Source organism: Mycolicibacterium sichuanense (assembly GCF_033741125.1).
Classification (GTDB): Bacteria; Actinomycetota; Actinomycetes; order Mycobacteriales; family Mycobacteriaceae; genus Mycobacterium.
This window is the reverse complement of the sequence record NZ_JAWQPU010000001.1, coordinates 1,020,956-1,040,569: the sequence shown is the minus strand read 5'-3', so window position 1 is coordinate 1,040,569 and position 19,614 is coordinate 1,020,956. Positions and strand designations below refer to the sequence as shown.

Sequence of the window (19,614 nt, the reverse complement as noted above, 5' to 3'; positions counted from 1 at the left end):
TTGGCCAACGGTTTCATCGCGGCGTGCACCGGCCCGAATCTTGACCGGCCAGTTTGACGTACACGGGTTGCCCGCCCTTTCCGTTGACCTTGAGGACCAGGTCACAGATGTAGAAGCTGAAGTAGTCGCCGGTCAGCGCCTGCCGGCCGAGCACCTTGTAGGCGTCGGGCAGGGTGTTCAGCAAGTCGTCGAAGTAGTCCTTGTCGTTCAGCACCGTCGTGGCCACCCGGTCGGTCTGGGTCACGGTGTCCTTCAGCGGCGGTCGAGCTCGTACGAGGAGGTCGGCGATCGAGGCCGAGGCGGTGCTGGCGTAGGCCAGCCCGTTGGCGAGGTCTTGCTTGCGGGCTGCCAACCCGGCAACGAGCGACGACAACGAGTCGACGGCCTTCGCGAACTGATCCCCCTGCCCGGCAAGCGAGCCCAGCACGGTGTTCAGGTTGACCACGACCTGACCGATCAGTTGATCGCGATCGGCCAGCGTGCTGGTCAAGGCGGCTGTCTGGGTCAGAAACGAGCCAATCGAGGCGCCCTGTCCCTGGAAGGCGGAGATGAGTTCACCCGACAGCGCGTTGACCTGCTGTGGATCCAAGGCACGAAACAGCGGCCGGAAACCGCCGATCAAGGCATCCAGGTCCAGCGCCGGGGCGGTGTGATTCAACCCGATGGTGGCGTTCGCGGGCAATGGCTTGGTCCCACCAGCGCCTTCGAGCAGCTCGAGATATCGCCCGCCGATCAGGTTGTCGTAGCGGATGGCAGCTCGGCTGCCGTCGGTCAGGATCACCCGGTCATTGGCGGTGAATCGAACCGACGCCGTGTCGTCGGCGTTGACCGAAATCTTGGCGACCTTGCCGACCTCGACGCCCGCGACGCGAACGAAGTTGCCCTCGGCCAGTCCGCTGACGTTGTCGAACACGGCGGTGTAGGTCTTGCCGTCCTCGAAACGGAACTGGGCGTAGATCGCCAGCAGCGCGAAGGTTCCCAGAAGGCACACCACGACGAAGACGATCAGGCGTGCGACGGCGCCAGACAGGTTGTCTCTCATCGAATCCCTCCTAGCTTCGGGCGGTCAGAGGGTCGTGACGCACTCACGGTGCCGGTGCCGCAGGTACCGGCACCGCAGTCGCCGGTGGGAAGGGCTGCATGTCAGCCGGATTCGGCACTACGAACGGTTCCGAGCCGGGTGGCGGCGGACCAGGTTCGCGCGGCAAGCCGGGGGGTGGGGCCGGCGGCTCCCCCGGATACAGCGGGGTGCCGTCCGCGGCATACATTGGGGCACCATACGGTGGTGCGCCGGGGTACGGGATCGGGCCGGGTGCGGGCCCTCGGTCCTGCCCGCGCAGGGTCGGCGGCTGCGGGATGCCCCGGGTGCTGGGAAGGAAGTCGGTGTAGAACGGGCGTCCGATTCCGGGGTTGGGCCTGATGTCGACCCCGGTGCCCCACCCGGTGTTGGTGATGAGATCACGCACGGGGAAGTTCTTCGCCACATCCGGCAGCGAGCCGCAACCCGGCCGTCCGCCCGGTCCGCCCTTGGCTCCCACGATAGGGAGGTTGTCGGGGTACCGGTACTGGTCCTTGCCGAACAGCAGTGCCGCATCGACGACCAGAGACTTGCCGTTGTCACCGCCGGTGATGCCGGGGTATCCGGTGTCCAACAGGGTCTTCGCTCCCAGTAGCAGGCAGGTGTAGGAGGGGTTGTACTTGGCCAGCAGCGCCGTCGTCGGCTGCAGATCGTTGATGGCGCGCACGAAGGCGTCCTGGTTGGGCGCCAGGAGGTTGATACCGCTGTTGGCGAAGCCGGTGAGATTGAGCAGCAGGGCATCCAATTGCTTGGACTGCCGGTTCACGGTCGCACTGGTGGCACTGGCCGAATCGAGGGTGCTCAGGATGTTCTGCGCGGCCGCACCGTAGGTATCGGCGAACCCCTTCAGGGAGCGGAAGTCGGCCCTGATGGTCTCGGATCGCGGATTCAGTTGCAGAAGAACGTCATTGAGCGCAGTCGTGGCCTCACCCATGCGTTCACCCTGTCCACGCACGCCCTGGGCGAGGGCGGACAGAATGGCGTTGAGCTTGGCGGGATCGACCTGGTCGAGCAGGTTGACCAAATTCTCGAAGACCGTGTTCACTTCCACGCTGACGTTGCTGGACTGCAGGACCGCACCCGCGGCGAGTCGCTTCGCGCTGGGGTCGGTGGGATACACCAGCTCGACGTACTTGGCGCCGAAGATCGTCGTGGCCTGAATGCGGGCCTGCACGTTGGCGGGAATGAACCTCAACTGGTCGGGAAACAGGTTGAGCTTCAACTTGACTGGCTCGTTGCCGCCGGCGATGGTGCCTACCTCACCGACCTGAACGCCGCGCAGCTTGACCTTCGCGCCCACCTCCATCACGAGGCCCGCCCGATCGGAGACCAGGGTGACCGGGACGAAGGACGTGAAGCTCTTGTTGAATGCGCCCATGGTTACGTAGACGAACACCACGATCGCGACGATCAGGGCGAGCGCCGACCACAGGCGCGACGCGCGACTGTCCGTCCATCCCCTCGATGCCATGCTCAACCCGCCAAATTGAAGTGGCCGGTCTGGCCGTAGATGGCCAGGGAGACGAACAACACCACGACCGACGCGGTGATCATGGAGGTCCGAACGGCGCGACCGACGGCTTCACCGACCCCTGCCGGACCGCCCGATGCCGTATAGCCGTAATAGGTGTGCACCAGCATGATCACCACCGCCATCACCAGCGCCAATACGAAGGACCACAGCAGATCCGTGGTGGACAGGAAGGTATAGAAGTAGTGGTCGTAGACACCCGAGGACTGGCCGTAGTAGGCCGTGGTGCCGAACCGGGCAGCGAAGAACGACGCCATCACCGCCACGCAATACACCGGAATGACCACCACCACGCCCGCCGCGACCCGGGTCGAGGCCAGGTAGGCCACCGAGCGGATGCCCATCACCTCCAGCGCGTCGATCTCCTCACTGATCCGCATGGCGCCGAGCTGCGCGGTCGCCCCGGCACCGATGGTGGCTGCCATGGCGATGCCGGCGGTCAGCGGCGCGATCAATCGCACGTTGAAGAAGGCCGAGGCGAACCCGATCAGCGCCTCCACACCGACCTGGGAGAACTGGTTGTAACCCTGCACCGCCACCAATGCACCGGTCGACAACGTCAAGAACCCCACGATCGCGGTGGTGCCGCCGATCATGACCAGAGCACCCGTGCCCAAACTCATTTGGGCGATCAACCGAATCAGTTCAGCGGTGTACCGGGTGATTGCATCGCCGATCGACCCCACCGTCCTGGCGTAGAACTGCGCCTGCGAACCAATCCGTTCGATACCGTCCACGACTCCTCGGCCGGCTCGCGCTACCCGAGGAAGCCGCTGCGCCACGGTCGATCCGGCACTCATGGCGTCACCTGGAAGCCGACCGCGGTGACGATCACGTTGATCACGAACAAGGCGACGAAGGAGAAGACCACGGTCTCGTTGACCGCATTGCCGACTCCCGCGGGACCGCCACCCACCGAAACACCCATGTAGCAGGCGATCAAGCCAGCCGTCAGCCCGAACAGGGTCGCCTTGACCAGTGCGACCAAGACGTCGGACAGGCCGGTGATCAGCGTCATGCCCGCAACGAATGCGCCCGGGGTCACGTGCTGGAAGTACACCGAGAAGAAGAACCCGCCGGCCAGGCCGACGAGGATGACCAACGACGACAACAACAGTGCGACCGTCGTCGCTGCGAGTACCCGCGGCACCACCAGCGTCTGGATCGGATTGACCCCCATCACCCGTAGCGCGTCGAGTTCCTCACGGATCGTGCGCGCGCCCAGGTCCGCGCACATCGAGGTGGCGCCGGCGCCGGCGACCACCAGGACCGTCACGATCGGCCCCGTTTGATTCACCGTCCCCAGCGAGGCACCCGTACCCGAGAAGTCCGCCGCCCCGAACTCCACCAGCAGGACGTTGAAGGTGAACACCGTCAGCACGGTGAACGGAATCGACAGCATCAGCGTGGGCACCAACGAGACCCGCGCGACGAACCACGTCTGCAGGAGGTACTCGCGCCAGGCGAACGGACGGCGGAACATGCATACGAAGGTGTCCATCGCCAGGGCGACGAACCCGCCGAAACCCTTGAACGGCTTCGCGAGAAGGGTCGTCGATGCCACTTAGCGCACCGTCCGCCGGATCGACGACGAGGACCGAACGGCACTCATCGCAAACCCGCCAGCTTCAGTTGGGCGGGCGACGGGTTGGCCGCCGACCTCGCGAACCGCCGAGACCGTTTCGATGGGCATCAATCGACCTGTGTTCCTCTCCGGTCATGTGTCACACGGCCGTCGATCTAGTGATCCGGCTCACTTGTCGAATCGAAAGTAAACTAAAAAATGTTCGGAATGGCAAGTGGACGACGAAACTCGTCGCGACCGATCGAAGGCGACCTGGCAACGCCACGATTGACGGTCGCGTCAGCTCGCGGCATCCGGACGAAGAGCCACGATGACGTCGAATGTGATTGTCGCCGAATGTTTTCGGCAGGATCCAGGGTAATTCCGGCCAAGGGCGCCAACCCGCCGTTGGCAGCTCCTCCGCTACGGTGATTGATTAGCTGGGCGAAGCAGGACTGGACCTCCGGCCTCGAACGCCTCGGAGGCGATCGTCACGCCGGACGAGCGGACGCCTTCCTCACCGCCGACGCCTCGATCCACTCCGTCGCCACCGGTCCGATCAGCCAACGCAGCGCCCACCGGAACGATCTGAGCGACCATCCGACCACTCCGAACGACGTCGAACGACTCGCCCGCAGCGACTCGGTCGAAGTAATACGCTGCGCTGTTGCGGAGTTGGCCCAGTCCGATCCTCTGCGCCATTCGGTCACCTGCCTGTCGAGATACGTCGAGACCCGGCTGCCGCGGACCGACCGGTCGGGGACGCGTTGGTGTCACGCCGGGGCCGATCGTGAATTTAACTTGAAATAAAAACGATGGTAGGCTATCGCCGTCTCCATCCCACGTCAAGGGTCTTTGCGACGTACGACCGCTGCCAATCGTCTTCTGGGAACGCAAACCGAGCGCTCCGTGGGACGGGCCGAGCCAAGTCGATGCCCTTGGCACTCACCTGAACGAGACACCCCCAAGACAGGAACCGACCGATGTCCCCCACACCATCTGCGACCACGCCACTGGACGGCATGCGGGTAGTCGAGCTCTCGAGCTTCGTCGCCGTCCCGCTCGCAGGCATGACCCTGGCGCAGCTCGGCTGTGAGGTCGTTCGGGTCGACCCAATCGGTGGGGCCGCCGACTATCGGCGATGGCCGGTTGCCCAAGACGGGTCAAGCATCTATTGGGCCGGGCTGAACAAGGGCAAGCGTTCCGTGGCCGTGGACCTGCGTTCATCCGAGGGTCAGCGACTCGTACAGCGATTGATCACCGAGAGCGGGCCGCGCGGCGGCATCGTGATCACCAACGCAGTGGGGCGCGACTGGCATTCGTACGACACACTCCAGGCCCTGCGACCCGACCTGATCCACCTCGAGGTGTCCGGACGTGGCGACGGTGGCACCGGAGTGGACTACACCGTCAACGCCGGGATCGGCTTTCCGCTCGTCACCGGTCATCCCTCGGCACCGGGGCCCGTCAACCACGTATTGCCGGCATGGGACGTCAGCTGTGGCCTGTATGCCGCGTTGGCCGTCACCGCCGCGGTGCACCACCGGGATGCCACCGGACGGGGCAGCCGAATTCGCCTGCCGCTGGAGCACGTCGCCCTTGCGACCGCGAGCAACCTGGGTCTCCTCACCGAGCCGATGGTCAACGGAACGCAGCGCGAACGCTTGGGCAATGCGATCTACGGTCAGTACGGCCAGGACTTCGTCAGCCGGGACGGTGTCTCCTTCATGGTCGTGGCACTCACCGGCCGTCACATCCGTGATCTCGCGATGGTGACCGGCACGACCGACGCCGTCGCCGCGTTGGCCGAGACACGTCGCGCCGACTTCGCCGACGAGGGTGATCGGTACCGACATCGCGACGCGTTGAGCGAACTGTTCGCGCCCTGGTTCCAGGGCCATACCGCCGACGAGATCTCCACGGAGCTGGCGTCCGCCTCGGTGTTGTGGGAGCGGTACCGAACCTTCTCCGAAACCGCGATCGATCCCCGGGTGACCGAGAGCCCGCTGTTCACGACGGTGCGACAGCCCCACGTCGGCGATTATCTCGCTGCCGGTCTCCCAATGTCCGTCGATGGCGCACACGCCGCAGCGGTACCCGCACCGGCACTGGGCGATGACACGGTGGAAGTACTCACCGAGCGCCTGGCGATGACCCACGACGACGTGCACCGGCTTCGCGAATCCGGCGTCGTCGCGGGCAGCTAGGCGGACGCGCACACCCCCGTGCCCCATATCCCCCGCGGCGCCTGCGGGACGTCTGGGCGTGCGCTGGGTAGCATCGACACATGGCCAGGGCGAGGGATACGAGCAGCGCTACCGCCTCGTCCGACCACGAGCGTGACCCGGACTCCAAGTCGGCCATGACTCGACGTCGGATCCTGGACGCGGCCGCCTACGTGCTCAGCGTGAAGGGTTACGGCGGCCTGCGACTCACCGAGGTGGCAGCCCAGGCCGACATTCAGGCGCCCGCCATCTACTACTACTTCTCGTCGCGTGAAGACCTCATCGAAGAGGTGATGTGGTCGGGCATCGCCGACATGCGCGAGCACCTAATCGCGATCCTCGACGCGCTACCCCCGAGTACGTCGGCGTTGGACCGCCTGCTGGCGGCGGTAGAGGCCCATCTGCGGCACGCGCTGGAGATCTCCGATTACACGACTGCCTCCATCCGCAACGCGGGACAGGTGCCCGAGGTCATTCGCAAACGCCAGATCCGAGAAGAAGAACGCTACGGCGAGATTTGGCGCGGGTTGATCAACGACCTCGCGCGTTCTGGCGGACTGCGCCTCGACCTCGACCTCTACATCGCTCAGATGCTCGTCCTCGGCGCACTCAACTGGACGGTCGAATGGTGGGACTCTCGTCGCGGTTCCGTCGACGCAGTCGTCGCCAACGCCCAATCCCTGGTTCGCCATGGACTCTCGCCGGTCGCCGGCCGCCGCGAGAAGTAGTCCTCGCACGAGGTGGACCCGTCAGCTCGATCCGCATCGCGCTCGGCGACGTCTTCCGCATGGCGCCGCTCCCACGTTGATCGAGCATTTAATTTGTGTTAAAAACAGGGAGCAGTGCGCAATTGCCGCGGGTAGGTCCCAGCGGCGCGGCCGATCCCGGAATCCCCCGTCGACCGACCGCACTGCCGACACGACGCCAGAAAGGGCGACATGACAACAGCATTGGGCGTCGAGGAATCCATGCTGGTCGAGACCGTCCGAGAATTCATCGACCGGGACGTCAAGCCGACCGTGCGCGAGATCGAGCACGCCAACGAATACCCCGAAGCGTGGATCGAACAAATGAAGCGCATCGGGATCTATGGGTTGGCCATTGCCGAGGAGTATGGCGGCACCCCGGTATCGATGCCCTGTTACGTCGACGTCACCCAGGAGCTGGCTCGTGGGTGGATGAGCCTGGCCGGCGCCATGGGCGGCCACACCGTCGTCGCCAAGCTCATCGGCCTGTTCGGCACCGAGGAACAGAAGCAGGCCTATCTCCCAACCATGGCCACCGGCGAACTCCGCGCGACGATGGCACTCACCGAGCCCGGTGGCGGTTCGGATCTGCAGGCGATGACCACGGTGGCCCGCGCCGACGGCGACGACCTGGTGATCAACGGATCCAAGACGTGGATCAGCAACGCACGCCGATCCGGCCTCATCGCTCTGCTTTGCAAGACGGACCCCAGCGCGAATCCCAAGCACGAGGGCATCTCTGTGCTCCTAGTCGAGCGGGATGCCAAGGGCCTGCTGATATCACGGGACCTACCCAAGCTCGGATACAAGGGCGTGGAGAGCTGCGAACTCGCATTCGACGACTGCCGGGTGCCGGCATCGTCGATACTCGGCGGCGAACCTGGTCGCGGCTTCGCCCAGATGATGAAGGGCCTCGAGACGGGACGAATTCAGGTGGCCTCTCGGGCTCTCGGTGTGGCAACCGCGGCGTTGGAGGACGCCCTGGCCTACGCGCAGACGAGACAGAGCTTCGGCCAACCCATTTGGAAGCACCAGGCCATCGGGCACTACCTGGCCGACATGGCCACCAAGCTCACCGCTGCGCGCCAGCTCACACATTACGCGGCCGAGCGCTACGACAGCGGGGAACGCTGCGACATGGAGGCCGGAATGGCCAAGTTGTTCGCCTCCGAAGCGGCAATGGAGATCGCGCTGAACGCCGTTCGCATCCATGGCGGTTACGGCTACTCCACCGAGTACGACGTCGAACGCTACTTCCGCGACGCTCCCCTGATGATCGTCGGCGAGGGCACCAATGAGATCCAGCGCAACGTGATCGCCAGCCAGCTCGTCGCACGCGGCGGTATCTGACGTAGGCCGCCCCGGCGGCCTACGGAGGCGTCACCGGACCCGCAGTGCGGCGGCCTTCGGCTTGGCGGCGACCCTTCGCTTCTCGGCGAACTCCAGCGCGTCCCCCCACGAGGCCTTCTGCGCAATCAAACGGCGGTACTTCATGATGACGGTCTGACCGTTGACCGTGAGCGCACCGACGAGACGATCCCCCTGCCGGTAGAGCGCGGTCCATCGATCATCGGCGTCGACGTCGCCGTCGACGAGGAGCACCTCGTCGCACTCTGGAACGCCGACGAATTGGATTCTGGAGCCGTACCAGTCCGACCAGAAGTACGGCACCGTCTCGTAGGGCTTGGCATTGTCGGGATCGAGCGCGTTTCGCGCGGCCGCCGCACCCTGTTCGGCCGCGGCGGTCCAATTCTCCATGCGCTGTCGCACCCCGAACATGGGATTCATCCAGTTGGCGACGTCACCGGCCGCGTACACCCCGGGGACGCCCGTCCAGAGGGTCTCGTCGCAGACGACGCCGTTGTCGAGCGCGAGTCCCGATCCCTCGAGCCAGTCCGTGTTCGGCGATACGCCGATCCCCACGACCACGAGCTCGGCATCGAGCGTGGTTCCGTCACTCAGGACGACCCGCTCGACGCGGCCTTCGCCTTCGACGGCCTTCACTCCGGTGCCGCACAGCAGGGTGGTCCCGTTGCGCTCGTGCAGGGACGCGATGGCTGCGCCCATCTCGCTACCCGTGGCCCTCACCAGAGGCGTCGGCAAGGCTTCCACCACGGTGACGGGAAGTCCGCGCTTCTGCGCGCTGGCCGCGACCTCCGAACCGATGAACCCTGCGCCGATGACCACGGTTCGGGCGCCCGCGTCAAGGGCGGCGCGTATTGCGAGTGAGTCGTCGACCGTGCGCAGACCGTGCACGCCGTCGAGCTGGTCGGTGCCGGGGAGCGTCCGCAACTTGGACCCCGTGGCAATGACCAACGCGTCGTAACCCACTTGGCGGTCACCGACCTGAACGATGTTGCGTTCGACGTCCAACCCCGTTGCCGGAGAGTCGAGTAGCAATTCGACGCGAAGCTCCTCGGCGAAGACCTCGTCGCTGCGGAAGAACGGAACAGGGGCTGCCACACCGGGTTCGGTCGCATCGAGGAAGTCCTTGGACAGCGGAGGACGATCGTACGGAAGGTGCGGCTCGGCACCGATCAAGGTGATGCTGCCCGCGAAACCCGCCTTGCGCGCGGCCTCGACGGCTCGCAAGCCGGCGAGCGAACCGCCGACGACCACCAATCTTTCGATACCCATGAACTGCTCCCGTTCCATTGGCGCGGTTAGCGTTGGATTCGGAGAGCCTCGGTCGGGCAACCGCCGACGGCCTCCTCGACGGACTGCAGCTCGTCGTCGGTGATGTCCTCCTTCAGCAGGACGAGATCACCGCTGTCGTTCACCTCGAAGAATTCGGGTGCCATGGACTCACAGATGCCAAGTCCCGTGCACTTCGCGAAATCGACGACGACCTTCATGTGCCCTCCTCGTGCCGTGATGTTCGGCCATTGCGTGCCAGCCAGGTCGAAGTTCGGCCCTGCCAAATTATCTAATTCATATTAAAATAATGACTCGGCACTGTCAAGGCGGTCGAACCGTGGCGATTCGGGCGGGGAATCGGCACGCCCTATTTCTAATAGGCGTTAAAGTCCATGGATGAGCTGCCGGGCCGCGTGAACGTTCACCTTCACCGGCATCACGAGATGGGAGACCAATGGACCTGGGACTGGCCAATGCCCGCGTCGTCGTCACCGGAGGCGCATCGAACATCGGGCGCGGCATCGTGCACCAATTCGCCACCGAGGGTTCGCGAATCGTCATCAACGACATCGACGAACCCCAGGCCGAGAAGGTAAGGGCCGAGGCGCTCGAACGGGGCGCCGCGGCCGTCGAACTCGCGATCGCCGACCTCACCACCTCCGACGGCGCCGACGAGGCGATCGACCGGGCCGTCGGGGCGTGGGGCGGAATCGACGTCCTGGTCAACAACGCCGGGTGGTCCGTCCCCGGCTTCATCGCCACCGATACCGATCGCGACAAGTGGCAGCGCACCATCGAAGTCAACTTCTTCTCGGCCGTGGCGGCCACTCAGGCGGCGATCGGCTCGATGAGGGAGGCAGGGGGTGGATCCATCGTGTTCATCGCCAGCGACGCAGCGTTCGGCCAAATCCGGCAGGGCATCTACGGCGCCTCCAAGGCCGCGATGGTGGCGCTGGCCCGCACGACCGCCCGCGAACACGGCCGGCACGGCATCCGGTCGAACGTCGTCTGTCCCGGATTGGTCATGCCCGACGGTCCAGACGCCGTTGGAGCGGCGAGCCTTTGGTCCGTCGGCCAGGACGAAGTGTTCAATCCCAAGCAGATCGAGTTCATGCTCAAGGACACGCCGACCCGTCAACTGACGACGGCCGACGACGTCGGCCGCGCCGTCCTCTGGTTCTCCTCGCCCACTGCGGCACGCCAGGTGACCGGCCAGCTGATCTCGGTCAGCGGCGGGTACACCATGCCGTGATGGAGTTCCAAACGTGGATGCGGCATCGCTGACCGATGACCCGCAAACAGACCAGCGTCGAGGAGCACAGCGAGCCGCGGCCGGCGCCGATGATCGGATCGACGGCCAAGCCGCGCGCGGGCACGACGAAGTACGACCGCACGCGCGGACGGATCCTCGACGCCACCGCTCACCTCCTGAGTCAGAAGGGCTACGCCGGCACCCGGCTGTCGGACGTGGCCCGGGTCGCCAAGATCCAGACACCGGCCATCTACTACTACTTCGCGTGTCGCGACGACCTCATCGGAGAGGTCATGGCGTGCGGGCTGGCCGACATGCGAGAGCACCTCGTGTCGACGTTGGCCGCCCTGCCTGCCGGCACGTCAGCCATCGACCGCATCCTGGCCGCGGTGGAGGCCCACCTGCGCCACGAGTTGGAGATCTCCGACTACACCACGGCTTCGATTCGCAATCACGGGCAGATCCCAGAGCGATTGCGTGCCCGCGCCGACGGAGCGGGTGACGACTACGGCGCGATCTGGCGCCAGCTCTTCGACGACGCCACCCGAGCCGGGGCGCTTCGCACCGACGTCGACCCCCGCATCTCCCAGATGTTGGTCATGGGCGCACTCAACTGGGCTGCGGAGTGGTGGGATCCGCGCCGAACCCCTCTGGATGCCATCGTCGATTCCGCGCAGCGTCTGGTGAGGAGCGCACTACTCCCCGATCACACCTAGGCGCTCCGACGAGCCCAGCCTTGCCGCCCCCGACTTCTCGCGGCAACCACCTCGACGATTTTCAAATCTATGTTAGATTAAGGCCATGCCCGAAGCCTTCATCGTTGATGCCGTCCGCACCGCCGTCGGCAAGAGAAACGGCGGTTTCGCCGCCGAACATCCCGCCGACATGGCGGCCCATGTCATCAAGACCGTCGTCGGCCGACACGACGTCGACCCCGCCGCGATCGACGACGTCATCCTCGGCTGCCTGGACAACATCGGCTCCCAAGCCGGCGACATCGCCCGGACCGCCGCCCTGGCCGCCGGACTCCCCGAGTCCGTACCCGGGGTCACCATCGATCGGCAGTGCGGATCTGCCCAGCAGGCCGTGCATTTCGCGGCGCAGGCCGTCATGAGCGGCACGTCGGATCTCGTCGTGGCCGGCGGTGTCCAGAAGATGAGCCAATACCCCATCCTCAGCGCCTTCGGCGCAGGTGAACCCTTCGGCAGCACCGACCCGTGGACCGGGTGCCGCGGCTGGCAGGAGCGCTTCGGCGACCAGGAGATCTCGCAGTTCCGTGGTGCCGAGATGATCGCCAGCCAGTGGAACCTGAGCCGCGAGGACAACGAAAGCTTCGCCCTGAAGAGTCATCAGCGCGCGCTCACCGCCATCGCCAACGGGTACTTCGAGCGCGAAATATCGCCCTACGCAGGTATTTCCGTCGACGAGGGCCCGCGGGCGAACACCTCCCTGGAGAAGATGGCCACGCTGGCCACGCTCACCGAGGGTGGCGTGCTGACCGCTGCGGTCGCCAGCCAGATCTCCGATGGTGCCGCAGCCCTGCTGATCGCCTCGCAGGACGCCGTCGACCGATTCGGCCTCACTCCACGCGCCCGTATCCACCACATGTCGGTGCGGGGTGCCGATCCGGTGATGATGCTGTCGGCACCGATCCCCGCGACCCAGCATGCACTCAAGCGCGTCGGCATGTCGATCGACGACATCGACGCCGTGGAGATCAACGAGGCGTTCGCGCCCGTCGTGCTGGCCTGGATCGCCGAGCTCGGAGCCGACCCCGAGCGAGTCAACCCCAACGGTGGCGCGATCGCCCTGGGCCACCCGATCGGTTGCACCGGCGCTCGGCTCATGACCTCGCTGCTGCACGAACTCGAACGCACCGGTGGCCGGTACGGGTTGCAGACCATGTGCGAGGGCGGCGGGCAGGCCAACGTCACCATCATCGAACGCCTCTGAGCATGAAGCGCGCTCTCTACGGCCCCGATCACGAGGCCTATCGTGAGACGGTGCGGGAGTTCTTGGCCCGCGAGGTCGAGCCCAACAAGGACGAATGGGACCGCCAGCACTGGATCGACCGCGAGGTCTTCGCCAGGGCCGCCAAGGCAGGCATCTACGCACTGCAGGTCGATGAGGCCTACGGTGGCGCCGGTGAATCGGACTATCGCTACCGAATGATCGTGTGCGAGGAGGTCGCCCGAATCAACGCGCTGTCCTTCGGGCTGACCGTCAGCCTGCAGGACGACCTGGTGTTGCACTACCTGCTCGACCTGACCAACGACGAGCAGAAGCAACGCTGGCTGCCTGGCTTCGCCTCCGGTGAGATCATCGGCGCACTGGCGATGACCGAGCCCGGTACGGGAAGTGACCTGCGGGGTATCCGTACGGCCGCCAAGCGGGACGGCAACGACTACGTCATCAACGGTCAGAAGACGTTCATCTCCAGCGGCATCATGTCCGATGTCGTCGTCCTGGCGGCGCGGACCGGTGACGAAGGCGCCTCAGGGGATCTCAGCCTCTTCGTGATCGAGCGGGACACCCCGGGCTTCGAACGCGGCCGTCAGCTCGAGAAGATCGGGCTGCCCGCCCAGGACACCTCCGAACTGTTCTTCAACGACGCCGTCGTACCGGCCGAGAACATGCTCGGCGAGGAAGGCCGCGGCTTGCAGTACCTCATGAGCCACCTCCCCCGCGAACGTCTCGGAGTGTCGGCGAAGGCGATCGCCACCACGCGGGCGATCTTCGAGATCACCGCCGAGTACTGCCGCCAGCGCAACGCCTTCGGCAAGCCGCTGACGGCGAATCAGCACGTTCGCTTCGAGCTCGCCGACATGGCCACCGAGATCGACGTCGCCGAGGCGTACGTCGACAAGTCGGTGCTGGCGTACAACGCCGGCGAGTTGACCCCGACTGACGCCGCCAAGGGCAAGTGGTTCGTCAGCGAGTTGCAGAAGCGCGTCATCGACCGGTGCCTGCAGCTACACGGCGGGTACGGCTACATGGCCGAGTATGCGGTGGCTCGCGCGTACGTCGACACCCGGATCCAGACGATCTACGGTGGTACGACCGAGATCATGAAGGAGATCATCGGTCGCGAAATCGCCTCTGGAATCTGATGATCCGATTCTCCGGCCGTCTACGGTCGACGCGGCGTCAGCCTGGTCGACCGTAGACGGCGACCACCACGGTGCGACCGAGGGAGTTCTCCGACCAGACCCCGATCATGCTGTTTGCGCAGTCCTGCATGATCGCCAGGTATGCCGGGTTGTAGTACCACTGATTGATCAACTCGATGCCGCTGATCGCCAGAGCCGGGTTGATGGCGACGGTCTCGGCGACCTTGCCGTGAAAGCCAGCCGCATTCGCCCGATCCTGCGCCGACGTGCCGTCGGAGCCGATGTCTCCGTCGAGGTTGCGATTGTCGAGGACATCGTCGGTGTGCCACTGCGCCGCGAGCTGCAACTGAGGATTGACCTTGAGATCGGTGGTGCAGCCGGCTTGGTGCTGAATCGTATAGACGTTCTGTGCAACCGCGTTGTTCAGGCGCTTGTTGTCCGCGTGAGCCGCGGGGGCGTTCGTCAGGATCACTGACCCAACGACGAACACGGTCCCCAGCGCTGCGCGTGACGTTGCCCGTGTCATGTGCTAACCCTCCGTCGCCTTCATTGATTCGAGCCGTGGATCGTCGATGCCGCGCGTATCTCGCGACGGTCGAGTAGCCGGCGGGCCCGTTCCACGACCGGGGCGTCGACCATGTGGCCGTCGACTCGGGCTGCGCCACCCGCTGAACCCGCGATGATGCTTCTGGCCCAGTCGAGTTGCGCTGGGTCGGGTTCCAACGCCGCGTGCACCGGATCCACCTGACTCGGATGAATGCAGAGCTTTCCGGTGAAGCCCAGCCGCGAGGCGTAGCCGGCGTCCGCACCGGCGGGGGCACCGCTCGTCAGATCGGTGGTCACGCCATCGAGGGGCGCGGCGATGCCAGCCGCCACCGATGCCAGGACGAGGCCGCACCGCGCCTGCAGGAGCGCCTCGCGATCATCGGGGTCCACCCCGACTTCGGTGCTGAAGTCGATGCTGCCGAACGCGAGTCGAATCACCTGGGGCAGAGCGCAGATCGATGCTGCCTGCATGACGCCTGCCGCCGTCTCGACCAGCGCCAGCACCCGCGCCTGCTCACCGAGGGCGGATACGACCGCCGCGACGCCGTCGACCGATGCCTTCGGCAGCATGACCGTCACCCCCGGGTCGCCGCCCACGGTTCGAAGCGCTGCCACGTCGGCGTCGAACCACGGCGTACCAACGGCATTGATGCGTACCACGGCGGCGGGACGGCCGGTGAGCCAGTCGGTGACGTGCGTCCGAGCGTCGTCCTTCGCCCGAACCGCAACCGCGTCTTCGAGGTCGAGGACGATGCCGTCCGCGCCCGACGCGATCGCCTTCGCGAACCGACCGGGCCGGTCCCCCGGCACGAACAACAGGGTGCGCGCCAGCGTGACCGCATCCCCGACAGACCGTTGTCTCGACACCGTGGACATTTCAGAAGACGACCAACCCGATTGCCGTGCAGGCGAATCCGAGGATCCACATGACGAACACCGCCCGCAGGACGACCGGAGCCGCCCGCAGCTCCATGAAATCGGTTCCGATGAAGAAGATCTTTGCGCCGGCGATCACGATGGTGAGGGTCGCGGCGACGTCGAATCCGGCACCCGTCAGCCGTGCCGTACTGCCGAGCGCCCAGGTGATGCACGTCGCCAGGACCAGACCGGCGAACACGACGGTGACCCGCGATGGCACGTGCGCACTCATTCGGCACTCACCAGGTACACGATCGCGAAGATCGCAACCCACAGCAGATCGACCATGTGCCAGTAGCAGGCGATCCCCTCGGCCAGTCCCTGAGCCTTCGCCCATGGGCGCTGACGCGCGAGCACTCCGCGCCATCCCAGCAGGAGGGCCGAACCAATCACGACGTGGAGCAGATGGAGTCCGGTGAGAACGAAGTAGAAGGTGAAGAACGTCCCCGATGCCGGCGTGTGGCCGGCTGAGATCTCGCTGGTGTATTCGACCGCCTTGAGCGCAACGAACACCGCTGCGCAGCCGGTGGCGCCAACCACCAGCCGTCTCGCGCGGATGAGGTCCGCGGTTCGATGGGCAGCAAGGGCCCGGACCACGAGGTAGGAGCTCAGCAGCAGGACGAGCGTGTTGACTGCGCCGACCGGCCGAAGCAGTTGATGCGCCGACTCGGTGAAGGCCTCCGGCTGCGCCCGCCGGTCCCAGAGGAAGACCAGCATGATGGCCGCGAACAGCGTCATGTCCCCGAGCAGGAAGATCCACAACCCCGCCTCGCCGGGGATGTGTCCGGCCGGGGCCGCCTTACGCGTCCGAGGAGCATCCGGTGGGTCGACTTCGACTCCTCCGCCGAGGAATTCGGGCAGCGCCGTCTCGTGGCTCAGCTCGGGATGCGTCATCGGGTTGCCACCGACGATGAACTCGCGTCGTCGTCAGCCGACTCCTCGACCGCCTGGTGCAGCATGACTCCCATCACGACGAGGAAGATCGTGTAGGTCGTCAATGCCAACCAGAAGATGAAGATGCCGCGCCACGCGAACGGACCACTGTGGAAGAAGAAGGCCAAAGGATCGGGAAGGAACGAGAATGCCACCCAGAAGTTGACGAAGGCCACCCACCGCGGCAGTGTCCGACGCTTGTCGTTGAGGATCGCGATCCCGATGGCGACGTTCTGGATGATGAACGGCGCAATCGGTGTGATGAACAGCAGCCAGGCGATGTCGTTGAGGGTGACGGTCAACTCGGGGTTGCGGTCGGGCCGGAAACCGATCACCGCCATCAACAGCATCGGCAGCAGCAACAGCACGCCCGTCGCCGCGCCCGTGATCAGCTGCAGGAAGGTGAGGATGGGGGTGCGGCCCTCCATGCGCACCATGTGGACGCCGATCACCGCGACCAACGGAAACACCAGACAGATGCCCAGCGACGCAATCGACATGCCGACGAGAACCCTGGTCTGGCCGTAGAAGTCGACGACCTGCTGCACCGAGCTCTCCGGGCCCAGCGGGATGGGTAGCACGCCGGCGACGAGCCAACCGATCAGCGCGATCACCACGGTCGCCGGACCCGCCAAGGCACATAGCGAGAGAATTCGCTTCGTCACAGTCACTCCTACGATCTCGAGTTCGGCGCCTTGGCCGGCGGCCGATGCATGGCTCGGTCAGCCGAGCGGATTGCGGCCCAGCTCGACGTTGGACAGATCCGAGATCTCCGACCACCGCGCGCTGAGTTCGTCCACCGTCGGCGTCTCCGCGAACGTCACGCCCTTGTTCTGGAACTGGGCGACGCGCTGGATGTTTCCGCCACCGACTACGTAGACGCTGGCCGTGTCGGTGCACTGTTCACTCAGGAGGTAGCCGACGACGGGGGCCACCTGCGCCGCAGGCAGCTTCTCGAGTAATTCCGGTGGGGCGATGTCGGTGGTCATCCGCGTAGCCGCCATTGGCGCAACGGCATTCGCCAGGATGCCGTACTTCGCGCCTTCGATGGCCAGGGTGTTCACCAACCCGACCAAGCCAAGCTTGGCCGCTCCGTAGTTTGCCTGGCCGAAGTTGCCGAACAGGCCGCTGGTCGAGGTGGCCATGACGATCCTGCCGAACTTCTTCTCGCGCATGTGCGGCCACGCTGCCCGGGTGACGTAGTACCCGCCGTAGAGATGCACCTTGAGAACCGCGTTCCAGTTCTCCGAGCTCATCTTGTGGAATGCGCCATCGCGGAGGATGCCGGCGTTGTTGACCACGCCATCGACCGTGCCGAACTCGGTGACCGCCGCGTTCACCAGTGATTGCGCGCCATCCTCGGTTGCGATGTCGTCGTAGTTCGCCAGAGCCCTGCCACCGCGCTGACGGATCTCGTCGACGACGGTGTCCGCCATCGCCTGCCCGGATCCCGATCCGTCGCGGGCTCCCCCGAGATCGTTGACCACGACCTGGGCGCCTTCGTCGGCGGCGAGTAACGCATACTCACGACCCAGCCCACCGCCCGCGCCGGTGATCACGACCACCCTGCCGTCAAGTCCTGCCATGATCCGTCCCATCCATTCAGTCGTGATGAATCCAATGATGCTGTCAATCAACAGAATTGATCAAAACAGGCCGTCAGAATAGCTTGCGCATGACCTTGACGGCCCGTTCGGTATACGGCGGGTACACCAGCAGCGGGTCCGGTCGGGTCGTCTTCGCCAGCACCGCGCGGCGATGGCTAAACGTCTCGAAGCCCCACCGACCGTGATAGTCCCCCATCCCGCTGGCACCCACGCCGCCGAAGGGCAACTGCGGAACCAGACAGTGCATCGCGACGTGGTTCACCACGGCACCACCGGATGGAATGGCGTCGATCAAGCCCTTCGCCGACCGCCGTGAAGCCGTGAAGACGTAGAGCGCCAGAGGCTTCGGCCTTCGATTGACGAAGTCGATGGCGGCCTTCGTCGATTCGATCGTGAGCACGGGCAGTATCGGCCCGAAGATCTCATCGGCCATCACGGGGTCGGCGGCAGAGGGATCGAAGATGACGGTGGGCTCGATCGTCAGGCTGTCGCGCACGTGACCACCACCGGTGACGATCGCGCCCGTGGTCGAGTCGATCAACGAGGCCAGGCGGTCGAATTGGCGGGCGTTGACGATCCGCATCCCACCATCGTCCGCGGACCGGAAGGCCTTGATGTTCGTCACGATCTTGTCGGTCAACGTCTTGGCGACCGACCGCTCGGCCAGGACGTAGTCCGGCGCGATGCAGGTCTGACCGGAGTTCAGCAGCTTGACCCAGGCGATGCGCCGGGCGGCGACGTCCAGGTCGGCGTCGGAGGTGACGATGACCGGGCTCTTGCCACCGAGTTCCAAGGTGACCGGAGTCAACGTCGGCGCGGCAGCGGCCATGATCTTCTTCCCGATCTCGGTGCCGCCGGTGAACAGGGCGTGATCGAAGCCCTGCGCCATGAGGTCCTGCGTCGTCTGGCCGTCGCCCTCGACCACCCGGATGGCCTCGCCGTCCAGGTACTGCGGGATCAGCGTGGCCAGCAGCGTCGAAGTGGCGGGCGCCAGCTCCGACGGCTTGATCACCGCGCAGTTGCCCGCGGCCACGGCGGCGACCAGCGGGCCGAGGCTCAGGTACACCGGGTAGTTCCACGGTCCGATGATCAGGACGACACCCAGCGGGTCGTGCTGCACCCAACTCCGCCCCGGCAGCTGGGCCATGGGAAGCGATTGCCGATGGGGGCGCATCCAGGACTTCAGGTGCTTTCGCGCGTAGGCGGCTTCGCCCTTGGTCGAGGCGATGTCACCGAGCCATGCCTCGACGGACGGCCGGCCGAGATCGGCATGCAGCGCTGCGGCAATCTCCGATTCCCTCTCGTCGCACAAGCGCTCGATGGCCTCGAGCTGCTCGATGCGCCACGCCACCTCTCGCGTGCGGCCGGTGCCGAAGACGTGCCGCAGCTTGGAGAGCTCGAAGTTCGCTGCGTCGTCTCGGTGCTGCGAACTGCGCTCCGAGGGCGCCTGGATCGACACGTCCGGGC

General features: G+C 65.5%; 19 protein-coding genes and 1 pseudogene. 7 read left to right on the top strand and 13 right to left on the bottom strand.

Annotated elements, in window-relative coordinates; all coding sequences use genetic code 11:
* Positions 1–13 precede the first annotated feature (13 nt).
* From SBI80_RS05075 to SBI80_RS05060, 4 genes are read right to left on the bottom strand one after another with little or no spacing between them, the layout of a single operon-like run.
* Positions 14–1,042, bottom strand: a complete 1,029-nt coding sequence (locus SBI80_RS05075; RefSeq protein ID WP_318973300.1) for an MCE family protein — start codon at positions 1,040–1,042, stop codon at positions 14–16.
* Positions 1,043–1,085: 43 nt separating this feature from the next.
* A complete protein-coding gene (locus tag SBI80_RS05070) occupies positions 1,086–2,549 on the bottom strand; it encodes an MCE family protein (RefSeq protein WP_318973299.1) in 1,464 nt (487 codons plus the stop codon).
* Positions 2,550–2,551: 2 nt separating this feature from the next.
* Positions 2,552–3,409, bottom strand: coding sequence for an ABC transporter permease (locus SBI80_RS05065; RefSeq protein ID WP_318973298.1), 858 nt, complete (start codon positions 3,407–3,409; stop codon positions 2,552–2,554).
* On the bottom strand, positions 3,406–4,110 hold the full coding sequence (locus tag SBI80_RS05060; RefSeq protein WP_413232663.1) for an MlaE family ABC transporter permease: 705 nt from the start codon (positions 4,108–4,110) through the stop codon (positions 3,406–3,408). The genes SBI80_RS05065 and SBI80_RS05060 overlap by 4 nt, the downstream gene beginning before the upstream one ends.
* A gap of 1,046 nt (positions 4,111–5,156) precedes the next feature.
* Between SBI80_RS05060 and SBI80_RS05055 the strand changes: the two genes are divergently transcribed.
* The 3 genes from SBI80_RS05055 to SBI80_RS05045 all read left to right on the top strand — a co-directional run bounded on the left by SBI80_RS05055 (position 5,157) and on the right by SBI80_RS05045 (position 8,494).
* Entirely contained in the window at positions 5,157–6,380 is a 1,224-nt protein-coding gene (locus SBI80_RS05055; RefSeq protein ID WP_318973296.1) for a CoA transferase, read from the top strand.
* An 80-nt stretch (positions 6,381–6,460) separates the two neighbouring features.
* Positions 6,461–7,126, top strand: a complete 666-nt coding sequence (locus SBI80_RS05050; RefSeq protein WP_318973295.1) for a TetR/AcrR family transcriptional regulator — start codon at positions 6,461–6,463, stop codon at positions 7,124–7,126.
* A 210-nt stretch (positions 7,127–7,336) separates the two neighbouring features.
* A complete protein-coding gene (locus SBI80_RS05045; RefSeq protein ID WP_318973294.1) occupies positions 7,337–8,494 on the top strand; it encodes an acyl-CoA dehydrogenase family protein in 1,158 nt (385 codons plus the stop codon).
* Positions 8,495–8,524: 30 nt separating this feature from the next.
* Here the strand turns inward: SBI80_RS05045 and SBI80_RS05040 are convergent, their stop codons facing one another.
* Positions 8,525–9,781, bottom strand: a complete 1,257-nt coding sequence (locus SBI80_RS05040) for an NAD(P)/FAD-dependent oxidoreductase (protein ID WP_318973293.1) — start codon at positions 9,779–9,781, stop codon at positions 8,525–8,527.
* Positions 9,782–9,807: 26 nt separating this feature from the next.
* Positions 9,808–9,999, bottom strand: a complete 192-nt coding sequence (locus tag SBI80_RS05035) for a ferredoxin (RefSeq protein WP_318973292.1) — start codon at positions 9,997–9,999, stop codon at positions 9,808–9,810.
* 236 nt (positions 10,000–10,235) lie between these two features.
* On the opposite strand from SBI80_RS05035, the gene SBI80_RS05030 reads away from it, so the two are divergent.
* The 4 genes from SBI80_RS05030 to SBI80_RS05015 all read left to right on the top strand — a co-directional run bounded on the left by SBI80_RS05030 (position 10,236) and on the right by SBI80_RS05015 (position 14,143).
* Positions 10,236–11,033, top strand: coding sequence for an SDR family NAD(P)-dependent oxidoreductase (locus SBI80_RS05030; protein WP_318973291.1), 798 nt, complete (start codon positions 10,236–10,238; stop codon positions 11,031–11,033).
* Positions 11,034–11,068: 35 nt separating this feature from the next.
* Positions 11,069–11,749: a TetR/AcrR family transcriptional regulator gene (locus SBI80_RS05025; RefSeq protein ID WP_413232632.1), complete on the top strand. Its 681-nt coding sequence runs from the start codon at positions 11,069–11,071 to the stop codon at positions 11,747–11,749.
* A gap of 85 nt (positions 11,750–11,834) precedes the next feature.
* The gene (locus tag SBI80_RS05020; protein ID WP_318973290.1) at positions 11,835–12,986 is read left to right on the top strand and encodes an acetyl-CoA C-acetyltransferase; all 1,152 of its coding nucleotides are present in this window, start codon (positions 11,835–11,837) and stop codon (positions 12,984–12,986) included.
* Positions 12,987–12,988: 2 nt separating this feature from the next.
* The gene (locus SBI80_RS05015; RefSeq protein WP_318973289.1) at positions 12,989–14,143 is read left to right on the top strand and encodes an acyl-CoA dehydrogenase family protein; all 1,155 of its coding nucleotides are present in this window, start codon (positions 12,989–12,991) and stop codon (positions 14,141–14,143) included.
* Positions 14,144–14,186: 43 nt separating this feature from the next.
* On the opposite strand, the pseudogene SBI80_RS05010 reads toward SBI80_RS05015, so the two are convergent.
* The 7 genes and pseudogenes from SBI80_RS05010 to SBI80_RS04980 all read right to left on the bottom strand — a co-directional run.
* Positions 14,187–14,669: pseudogene (locus SBI80_RS05010) on the bottom strand (CAP domain-containing protein); the annotation flags it as partial.
* Positions 14,670–14,689: 20 nt separating this feature from the next.
* Complete coding sequence (locus SBI80_RS05005) at positions 14,690–15,556, bottom strand: HpcH/HpaI aldolase/citrate lyase family protein (protein ID WP_318973287.1); 867 nt, start codon at positions 15,554–15,556, stop codon at positions 14,690–14,692.
* Positions 15,557–15,566: 10 nt separating this feature from the next.
* Complete coding sequence (locus SBI80_RS05000; RefSeq protein WP_318973286.1) at positions 15,567–15,839, bottom strand: cytochrome C oxidase subunit IV family protein; 273 nt, start codon at positions 15,837–15,839, stop codon at positions 15,567–15,569.
* The gene (locus SBI80_RS04995; RefSeq protein WP_318973285.1) at positions 15,836–16,501 is read right to left on the bottom strand and encodes a cytochrome c oxidase subunit 3; all 666 of its coding nucleotides are present in this window, start codon (positions 16,499–16,501) and stop codon (positions 15,836–15,838) included. Before SBI80_RS04995 ends, SBI80_RS05000 begins: the two co-directional genes overlap by 4 nt.
* Positions 16,498–17,205 (bottom strand): hypothetical protein, encoded by a 708-nt coding sequence (locus SBI80_RS04990; protein ID WP_318973284.1) that lies wholly within the window; start codon positions 17,203–17,205, stop codon positions 16,498–16,500. Before SBI80_RS04990 ends, SBI80_RS04995 begins: the two co-directional genes overlap by 4 nt.
* A 57-nt stretch (positions 17,206–17,262) precedes the next feature.
* Positions 17,263–18,126 carry an SDR family oxidoreductase gene (locus SBI80_RS04985; RefSeq protein ID WP_318973283.1) on the bottom strand — a complete coding sequence of 288 codons (864 nt, stop codon included), beginning with the start codon at positions 18,124–18,126 and terminating at the stop codon, positions 17,263–17,265.
* 73 nt (positions 18,127–18,199) lie between these two features.
* On the bottom strand, positions 18,200–19,600 hold the full coding sequence (locus SBI80_RS04980; RefSeq protein WP_413232662.1) for an aldehyde dehydrogenase family protein: 1,401 nt from the start codon (positions 19,598–19,600) through the stop codon (positions 18,200–18,202).
* Between the last annotated feature and the right edge of the window lie 14 nt (positions 19,601–19,614).